Here is a 7,576-nt window from a genome sequence, read left to right as displayed (position 1 = left end):
CGAGCGGGCGTGGTGGCGGCACCTGCCCGCCGAGCTGAAGTCCTACTGCACCAAGCGTGCCGAGGGTGGTGCCTGATGTCCACCCAACCGCCGCTCGCTGACGGCTACTACGCCGTGCTCGACCCCGACGACGACACCACGATGACCTGCTGGCGCGTGAAAGGCGGCAGGGTCAAGGCCCACCCGGCGAAGGCCCGATACGGCCCGGTCCTGCCGCGCCGCAAGGACGCCCCTGGCCCTCCCGGATCTGATGAGTTCACCGTCTGGTTCGACGAGATCGCTGAACGCCTCAACGACTGGTACGCCCGGCTCCACGCCGCGATCGAGGCCAGCCCGCTCGCTGCTCAGGTCGAGTTCGCGAAGGCCACCGGCCACTGCTGCAACTGCGGGCGAGCCCTCAAGGACGGGGCTTCGCGGGTCCTGGGGATCGGCCCGGACTGCCGTGAGCGCATCCCCCACCCCGTGCTGATGGCGTACCTCGCCGAGGTCCGCAAGACCCAGACCGCAGACCAGGAGTCGTGCTGATGTCCACCCAACCGCTGACCGAGGTCGAGAAGGCCGCCGCGCGAGCGATCGGTGGCGACTTCGAGTGCACCTGGCATGTCGGCTGCGACGAGGGGTGCAATGCCGACCGCGCCCGCGCTGTCGTTGCCGCCGTCCGCGACCTGATCGCCACTGAGGAGCGCTACGCCGCCGCCGACCGGCTCCAGGCGCTCGCTCCCGAGCAGGCCACACCGGACGCGAAGGACGCGTTCTGGCGGGCCGCCGCGATCACCCGATCCAATCCCCTGTCCCGTCCCACCTCTGAGGAGCACTGACATGACCACCACGCCCGTCCGCCCGTTCTGCGCCGTTCACAACGGTCGCGTCCATGACGCCTGCCTCGACTGCCGGGTCGAGTCGATCCGTGAGGCTGCCGACCACCTGCGCGGCCTCACCGCTGCAGACGGATTCAGGGAGCTCGTCGGCGACGCGATGCCGACCACCCTCGCCGAAGCCGTTGCCGAGCTGGAGGCCTACGCGGTTGCTGTTGCTGGAGGTGACTTCGCATGAGGGGCACGATCCCGACCTTGCACTGCGACCACGAGGACGGCTGCGACGCCTGGGTGGTCGACGAGTACGAGCTGGGCGCGACGAACTGGCGCGACGCCCTGCCCGGCTGGGCCTACGACCCGTACACCGACCGTGAAGCCGCTACCTGCCCTGAGCACAAGGAAGGCCCCCGATGACCCCCGATTCCACTGTCCCGTCCGACACCGACCGACTCGCCGAGGCACCCGCGTCACTCTCCGATGAGGAGCTGACGCTCTACGGCGACCTGCTCGACACGACTCCGAGCACATGGCCCGCGCTGACCTGGACGGACGAAGTCCGCCTGCTGACCGAGGCGCAGCGAGCCCGCGCCGAGGTTCAGAGCCTCCAGGGACGCGTCAACACCGCCGAGGGGCGGCTGGCGAAGTGGCGCGAGATCCACCAGCCCGAGCGCCGCTACACGCCGGACGACGGCGAAACCTCGTACGCCACGTACGCCGAGTCCGCCGACGCCAGCTTCGACGGCGTGGGCACGCCGCGGTCGGTGACGTTCTTCGAGGTCTGCTCGCACTGCGCGTCGCTCGAGATGGCCGAGGGTTGCGGGCACGACTACAAGGAATCCCTGTGGCCGTGCGAGACCGCGCGGGCTCTCGGTCTGGGCGAGGGAGACGGACAGTGAGCACCGACGAGCCCGTCTTCCGGTTCTCCGTGGACGACATCCTGACCCGCCTGACCGACCCGCACAAGGTCGACGCGCTGTTCGAGATCGGCTGGTACGGGTCCGGGCAGATCGTCAAGGTCACGCCCATCCTCGCCGACCACGGTGCCTACCGCGATGTGGCCGACTACGCGACCGAGACGTTCCTGATCGACATCACCAGAATCGAGGACCCGCGATGAGCGACTTCTGCGCGGAATGCGCGATCGAGTGCCTGTGCGACACCAGCAAGTACGAGGCCATGTCGGACGCCGCCCTTGACGCGGTCGCCGCCTTGGACGTGAACCTCGCGGACGACGCGAGCATCGACCGGGCGCGCACGACTGCCCCGGACATGCCCATGGACGAGTTCGAGGCCGCCGATGACATCTACCGGAGGTGGGAGTGATGACGGTCGACCCGCGCGCGCTCGCTGGCACCGCCGACCCCGCGACGCTCCCGCACCACGACTCCCGTTGCGGGGCCCGCTGGTCGGGCTACACCACCTCCCACTGCGCGAAGTGCCACAAGACCTTTACCGGCCTGGACGCGTTCGACGCGCACAAGCCGTTGAAGGGCTGCCTCGACCCGGCCTCGGCGGGGATGGTCCTCGCCGAGGGCCGCGCCTACGAAGCCTGGCGACTGCCCGAGAAGGAACCCACTGATGAAGCCTGAAAGCACGAACGCCGGGTCGGGTGTCGAGAAATCCCGGCCCGGGGCGGCCCAGGGGTCCACGGGTAAGGGTACGAGCGAAACCGAGCCCTACGGGACCGCTGAGTCGATCGAACGTGGACGGCAAATCGCCGTCTCGATGATGGACCGCGCCGAAGCCAAGTACCGCCACGAGCACGGACAGCCCCACACCCGGGAGCACTGCGAGACCTGCGCCGAGGAGTACTGGTCCAACCGCCTTCGCCCCGTCCACTACACCGAAGCCGCGCGGTCCCTGCGCCGCCTCGACCAGCACGCCGCCGCGACCCTCCTTGAGTCCGTCGCCCGTGATTTCGACGAGGAGGCGGCCGATGCGTAAGCCGAGACTCCTCGACCTGTACTCGTGCGCCGGCGGCGCGGCCCGCGGGTATGCCGATGCCGGTTTCGAAGTGGTGGGCGTGGACATCAACCCCCAGCCGAACTACCCGTTCGAGTTCCACCAGGCCGACGCGATCGAGTACGTCACCGAGCACGGACACGAGTTCGACGCGATCCACGCCTCCCCGCCGTGCCAGGCGCACACGACACTGACGAAGGGCAACCGCCCCCGGGGTATCGGGAAAGCCCATGTGGACCTGATCCCGGCCACCCGGGACGCCCTCGAAGCCGTCGGCCGGCCGTACGTGATCGAGAACGTCACCTCCGCGCCCATCAGAGCGGACGTGGTCCTGTGCGGGCTCATGTTCGGCCTCAACGTGTTCCGTCACCGCCTGTTCGAGCTCGGCGGGTGGGCGATGCTCTCACCTGCTCACCCCACGCACATCGGCCACCGGGTCGCGGGCTGGCGCCACGGCGTCAAGCACGACGGCGACATGTTCGCCGTCTACGGCGACGGCGGCGGGAAAGGTTCCGTCCAGGAGTGGCAGCAGGCCATGGGCATCGACTGGACCACGGACCGTTCGGAACTCGCCGAAGCGATCCCGCCGGCGTACACCCGGTTCATCGGCGCCCAGCTCCTCCAGCATCTCGAAGCGAACACCTTCAACCAGGGAGGTCGGGCCGATGAGCGCTGACACCACCGACTGGTCCGACATCAGGTCCGCCGCCCGCACGGCAGGGCTGACCATCCACCACAAGTACCGGCAAGGGGAACCACTCCCGATCCAACTGTGGACCGTCCGCAGGGATGGGTTCATGGTCGCCGGCCTCGACCACGAGGCGGGCACGGCGGTCGTGGACATCCTCGGGCCGGCCGGGGCCCGACGACTCACCGACCCGACACCTGCCCAGGCCCTGGACGCTGCCGGGGGCGTAGGGCTCATGGCCGCCCGTCCCACCGATACCCGAACCACCACACAGGAGGACTGACCGATGCGCTGCGACCAAGAGGACTGCGAGATGTGGGACGGCCACGGCTGCCCCTGCAACACGTTCGACCTCGACCGCGACGACCTGCCGACCAGCGGCGTGTTCACGGTCGAGGTCCCCAACGACACCGAGGAGTCCGGCCATGCCGAGTAACCCCGAACCCACCCAGCCGCCCACCGACGAGGGCTTGGAGGAGCTGCGCGAGTACGCGACCTCCGACAACCTCGATCTGACGCCGGAGACGCAGCAGCGCGCTTGGGAGCTGCTGCTGGTCGCCTACAACGAGGTCTCCCGGCTCCGCGTCGAGCTGGAGACTAAGAGCGTCGTGCACCAGTGCTGCGAAGAGCTCGTCGAACTCAAGAAAGACCGCGCGTACCTCAAGGACGCTCTCGCCGACGCGAACGCTGAGGTGGACCGGCTCCGCGCTGAGAACACCGCCCAAGCCGCGCAGGTCGCTGTGGCCCGCGCCGAACTCCAGCGCTGCATGGGCCGCCTGGAGCCGTACACCCAGCAGCTCATGGCCGCCGGGAACACCGACGCGGGCATCCCGATCAGGATCGCCGTGGGCGTGCTGAGGCTCGCGCAGGACCGCATCGACGAGGCCGACCCTGCCGCTCTCGACCAGTCCGGGGAGGGGCAGGCATGAGCACACCGCACCTGTGGGAGGTCGACCATCCCTACTACGCCTCGACCGGGAACTACTACTCCCGCCAAGACCCCTGCCACGAGGAATACGCCTCGTGGGCTGAGTTCGCCGAGCAGACGTTCTTCCACCACGGCGACCGCGACCAGAACCTCCTGTACCGGTGGGACTGGGTCTCGCCCCGCCGCCCCGCCGACGACACCGAACCCGACGACGAGGACGACTACCTGGCGCTGTTCTTCATCCTGCCTCGTAAGGCCATCGCCTGCTCCGTCCACATCGCCGTCACCGACGAGGACGAGGACTCCGTCCGAGCTTGGCTCTCCGGGTGCTGGGCGACCCTCAACGCCTGGTGGGAACCGCTGTCTGATCGGGGGCAGACCAATGCCTGAGCAGACCGAACGCAACGATCCTCACTGCGATCCATGCGGGACTCGACTGTCCATGTCGTGCGGCCACATCCACCGTGGGTGTGCCGCTGTCATCCCGCCGGATTGGGCTGACCTCCGCGAAATGGCCCGCAACGCCGGGTTCAGTGTCCGGACCGAACCGATTGGCCTCCGGCCCGTGGAGACCAAGGTGTGGGCCCACTACCCACCGGGAGACCGGTACCCGGACGGCAGCCGCGGCTGGGCCCGCGTGGCGTACGGCCGGGGTGGGGCTTGCCGCATGTCGGTGGAGATGCACGCCCCCGGCCGCGACCCTCGCAGCCGCGTCGACCTGGTCGACCCGTCCCCGGCCGAAGTCCTCGCCGCCGCCCGCCTCATCGGCCTGGTCGGTGCGTCATGACCGGCCTGCTGCGCCGCCTGTTCGGCCGCCGAGGACACATCGACCCCGTACCCGATGGCCGCGCGCGTCTCATCGTGCTCACCGACTATTTCCCGCTCGACTACATCGGAGGCCGAGCGTGGTGCGACGCCAAGCGCCGTCCCTGCAACGAGTGCGGTGGCCGGTGCTGCGCCTGCCAGCACACCGAGCGCAAGCCCGAGGGGGTGTCTCGTGACGTGGCGTCCTGAACCACAGCCTGAGTGCGAACCCGGGTGCACCTGCTCGACCACGACCTCGCCGGCGCCCGTCGTCGTCCCCGACGTCCCGCTTCGGGAGTGCGGCGTGACCGGCTGCGGGCACTGCCGGGAGGTCACCCAGTTCTGGGCCCTCGACCCCGATCCCGTCCCCGGTGGCGGGGACCGACTCCCGCCGCGGCACGAAAAAGCCCGGCCCCTAAAACGAGAACCGGGTGGTCTGTCCACCCAGCCTACCAGCACGGAAGGCACCACATGAACACCGAGATCACCGGGCTCGCAATCGGCATCCTCGTCCTCGCCGCGCTCACCATCGTCGTCGCCTTCCGGAACGTCGAGCTGCACCGCCAGGCCGACCGGTTCGACGACCGGCTGAAGTCCATCGACCCCGTCATCTTCGCCGCAATTTGCGAGCCACACCAGGACTACGCGAACGGCGGCGACGGAAAGGAGATGGCCGCCAGCATCGCCCAGGCCGTGCGGCGCCACCTCAACCAGCCCTGACCTTCTCGGCGCGGGTACGGCACCCGCGCCGCCACACCGAAAGGAACAACATGAGCGGACCATTCACAGACCACCAGCGCGAACGGCTGAAAGCCGCGCAGGAGCTGGCATCCACCATGCCGATCCGCCTGGCCGACGCCGTCACCGCGGTCAACCAGCTCTGCGAGAACCACATGGACCCCCAGTCCGCAGATGACCTCGTGACGGCCGCGCACCGCCTGCGGGCGAAAGCGCCCCGCCGCGTGTCGTTCCGCGCGCGAATCGCTACCACCGCACGAATCTGGAGGGCCCTCCGGTGACTGATCCTGACGCGGTCCTGGGCCGCATCGACGCCGTCATCACCGCCTGCATCTGCGGGCGCACGATCCCCACGGACGGGCCGAGCCTCGACTACTGCTCGCTCCCCTGCCAGTACCGGTACGCCGCCGGCCTCCCCGTTTACGAACCGGCGCACGACGTCTGGCGGGGCGCCACCGATGGCCGCACCATCAACGCCGAGGTGAACGCCTGGTTCCGGGCGTCCAGCAACGACCACCCCGACCTGGGTTGGGCCAGTGCTGCCGTTGCCCGCCATGACGAGACCGACACCCGGACCGCCAGCCCTCGCCTGGAGTACTTCCCGAGCCCCCACCCCGGCGAACCCCTTGATCTCGCGGGGGGCGTCGACCTCACGCCGTTCATCACCGCGATGGAGGTCGTCACCACCTCCGCCGCGACATGCGCCGAGGCAATGACGGCCGCCACCTTGGAGGTCGGGGACGCCATCAGCTTCACCATGCCGGACGGCACCACCACCCGCAGCATCGTCACCCACGCCAACGAGGACGGGTCGTTCGACTGCGAACCCGCGTCCTCCGACACAAGGAGCTCGACATGATCGACGACAACATGTTCAAGATGCTCGACCACATGGCGGGTCCCTCTACCGGCATCGAAGAAGGCGCCGAGCCCGAGCAGAAGCGGGAAGCGAAGAAGCAGATCGGCGCGCTCATGGCCGAGATCGTGGTCGCGAAGGTCGCCACCGGCCTCATCAGCAAGCAAGCCGCGGAGATCCGGGCAGGCGTCGAAGGCGACAAGTCCCTCGCGGTCAGCCTCGGCTTGTTCGGTGCCGACTGCGAGTCGAAGCTGCAGCGGATCGTCGAAGGCTGGGACCACAACCCCTCCGACACACGGTTCGCGTACCGCCGCGACGACATCACCCGGCAGCTCACGAAGGTTCACGAAGCCGCCCAAGGGATCTCCGACCTGACGGGCGCGCTCATCAATGCCTTCCGCCTGCCCGAGGAGAACCAGTGAGCACCGAGGAACCCACCCAGCTCGACCGGATCGAAGCCAAGCTTGATCGGATTTTGGAGTTGAACCAGCCCATCACCTTCAAGGTGGGGCGGAGCATCTTCCAGAACCTGACACCCGGCGGCCCCGCCGTCTGCATCGAACCGGACACCACCATCGACTCGGCCACGGGCCAGGTCGGCTGGTTCGTGCCCGAGGGGACCGACATCTGCCCCTATTGCGGGGACCAGAACTTCCACGAGGCCGACCGGCTTTGCATCTCCTGCAACCACGACCATCCCGAGCACCACATTTCCCAGGACTGCGAACACTTCTGCCGCGAGAAGAAGTAGACGAACGACACGGCGTCCTCAGCGCCGGACATCC

21 protein-coding genes are annotated in these 7,576 nt (G+C 68.7%); all 21 read left to right on the top strand.

Annotation, left to right across the window (positions count from 1 at the left end; genetic code table 11):
* Nucleotides 1-75: 75 nt before the first annotated feature.
* The 21 genes from AB0I03_RS23900 (at nt 76) to AB0I03_RS23800 (ending at nt 7,542) form a co-directional block, all read left to right on the top strand.
* Nucleotides 76-525, top strand: a complete 450-nt coding sequence (locus AB0I03_RS23900; protein WP_360416435.1) for a DUF6011 domain-containing protein — start codon at nt 76-78, stop codon at nt 523-525.
* The gene (locus AB0I03_RS23895; protein WP_360416433.1) at nt 525-818 is read left to right on the top strand and encodes a hypothetical protein; all 294 of its coding nucleotides are present in this window, start codon (nt 525-527) and stop codon (nt 816-818) included. Before AB0I03_RS23900 ends, AB0I03_RS23895 begins: the two co-directional genes overlap by 1 nt.
* 1 nt (nt 819) lies before the next feature.
* Complete coding sequence (locus AB0I03_RS23890; protein WP_360416431.1) at nt 820-1,053, top strand: hypothetical protein; 234 nt, start codon at nt 820-822, stop codon at nt 1,051-1,053.
* Complete coding sequence (locus tag AB0I03_RS23885; protein WP_360416429.1) at nt 1,050-1,229, top strand: hypothetical protein; 180 nt, start codon at nt 1,050-1,052, stop codon at nt 1,227-1,229. Before AB0I03_RS23890 ends, AB0I03_RS23885 begins: the two co-directional genes overlap by 4 nt.
* Nucleotides 1,226-1,711 carry a hypothetical protein gene (locus AB0I03_RS23880; protein ID WP_360416427.1) on the top strand — a complete coding sequence of 162 codons (486 nt, stop codon included), beginning with the start codon at nt 1,226-1,228 and terminating at the stop codon, nt 1,709-1,711. Before AB0I03_RS23885 ends, AB0I03_RS23880 begins: the two co-directional genes overlap by 4 nt.
* Nucleotides 1,708-1,932, top strand: coding sequence for a hypothetical protein (locus tag AB0I03_RS23875; RefSeq protein ID WP_360416425.1), 225 nt, complete (start codon nt 1,708-1,710; stop codon nt 1,930-1,932). Before AB0I03_RS23880 ends, AB0I03_RS23875 begins: the two co-directional genes overlap by 4 nt.
* Nucleotides 1,929-2,138, top strand: a complete 210-nt coding sequence (locus tag AB0I03_RS23870) for a hypothetical protein (protein WP_360416423.1) — start codon at nt 1,929-1,931, stop codon at nt 2,136-2,138. The genes AB0I03_RS23875 and AB0I03_RS23870 overlap by 4 nt, the downstream gene beginning before the upstream one ends.
* Nucleotides 2,138-2,404: a hypothetical protein gene (locus AB0I03_RS23865; RefSeq protein WP_360416421.1), complete on the top strand. Its 267-nt coding sequence runs from the start codon at nt 2,138-2,140 to the stop codon at nt 2,402-2,404. Before AB0I03_RS23870 ends, AB0I03_RS23865 begins: the two co-directional genes overlap by 1 nt.
* Entirely contained in the window at nt 2,394-2,759 is a 366-nt protein-coding gene (locus AB0I03_RS23860; RefSeq protein WP_360416419.1) for a hypothetical protein, read from the top strand. The genes AB0I03_RS23865 and AB0I03_RS23860 overlap by 11 nt, the downstream gene beginning before the upstream one ends.
* Nucleotides 2,752-3,453: a DNA methylase gene (locus AB0I03_RS23855; RefSeq protein WP_360416417.1), complete on the top strand. Its 702-nt coding sequence runs from the start codon at nt 2,752-2,754 to the stop codon at nt 3,451-3,453. The genes AB0I03_RS23860 and AB0I03_RS23855 overlap by 8 nt, the downstream gene beginning before the upstream one ends.
* Nucleotides 3,443-3,748, top strand: a complete 306-nt coding sequence (locus tag AB0I03_RS23850; protein ID WP_360416415.1) for a hypothetical protein — start codon at nt 3,443-3,445, stop codon at nt 3,746-3,748. Before AB0I03_RS23855 ends, AB0I03_RS23850 begins: the two co-directional genes overlap by 11 nt.
* Nucleotides 3,749-3,751: 3 nt before the next feature.
* A complete protein-coding gene (locus AB0I03_RS23845; protein WP_360416413.1) occupies nt 3,752-3,901 on the top strand; it encodes a hypothetical protein in 150 nt (49 codons plus the stop codon).
* Complete coding sequence (locus AB0I03_RS23840) at nt 3,891-4,394, top strand: hypothetical protein (protein ID WP_360416411.1); 504 nt, start codon at nt 3,891-3,893, stop codon at nt 4,392-4,394. The genes AB0I03_RS23845 and AB0I03_RS23840 overlap by 11 nt, the downstream gene beginning before the upstream one ends.
* Complete coding sequence (locus AB0I03_RS23835) at nt 4,391-4,783, top strand: hypothetical protein (RefSeq protein WP_360416409.1); 393 nt, start codon at nt 4,391-4,393, stop codon at nt 4,781-4,783. Before AB0I03_RS23840 ends, AB0I03_RS23835 begins: the two co-directional genes overlap by 4 nt.
* 175 nt (nt 4,784-4,958) lie before the next feature.
* Nucleotides 4,959-5,180, top strand: coding sequence for a hypothetical protein (locus tag AB0I03_RS23830; RefSeq protein WP_360416407.1), 222 nt, complete (start codon nt 4,959-4,961; stop codon nt 5,178-5,180).
* Entirely contained in the window at nt 5,177-5,407 is a 231-nt protein-coding gene (locus AB0I03_RS23825) for a hypothetical protein (protein ID WP_360416405.1), read from the top strand. The genes AB0I03_RS23830 and AB0I03_RS23825 overlap by 4 nt, the downstream gene beginning before the upstream one ends.
* Before the next feature lie 261 nt (nt 5,408-5,668).
* On the top strand, nt 5,669-5,917 hold the full coding sequence (locus AB0I03_RS23820; protein ID WP_360416403.1) for a hypothetical protein: 249 nt from the start codon (nt 5,669-5,671) through the stop codon (nt 5,915-5,917).
* Nucleotides 5,918-5,967: 50 nt separating this feature from the next.
* Nucleotides 5,968-6,216, top strand: a complete 249-nt coding sequence (locus tag AB0I03_RS23815) for a hypothetical protein (protein ID WP_360416401.1) — start codon at nt 5,968-5,970, stop codon at nt 6,214-6,216.
* Nucleotides 6,213-6,794 carry a hypothetical protein gene (locus tag AB0I03_RS23810; protein WP_360416399.1) on the top strand — a complete coding sequence of 194 codons (582 nt, stop codon included), beginning with the start codon at nt 6,213-6,215 and terminating at the stop codon, nt 6,792-6,794. The genes AB0I03_RS23815 and AB0I03_RS23810 overlap by 4 nt, the downstream gene beginning before the upstream one ends.
* Nucleotides 6,791-7,213: a hypothetical protein gene (locus AB0I03_RS23805; protein WP_360416397.1), complete on the top strand. Its 423-nt coding sequence runs from the start codon at nt 6,791-6,793 to the stop codon at nt 7,211-7,213. The genes AB0I03_RS23810 and AB0I03_RS23805 overlap by 4 nt, the downstream gene beginning before the upstream one ends.
* Nucleotides 7,210-7,542, top strand: a complete 333-nt coding sequence (locus AB0I03_RS23800; RefSeq protein ID WP_360416395.1) for a hypothetical protein — start codon at nt 7,210-7,212, stop codon at nt 7,540-7,542. The genes AB0I03_RS23805 and AB0I03_RS23800 overlap by 4 nt, the downstream gene beginning before the upstream one ends.
* Nucleotides 7,543-7,576 lie beyond the last annotated feature (34 nt).

This window comes from Glycomyces sp. NPDC021274, from assembly GCF_040641195.1.
Lineage (GTDB): Bacteria > Actinomycetota > Actinomycetes > Mycobacteriales > Micromonosporaceae > Glycomyces.
This window is presented reverse-complemented; position numbering and strand designations above follow the sequence as displayed.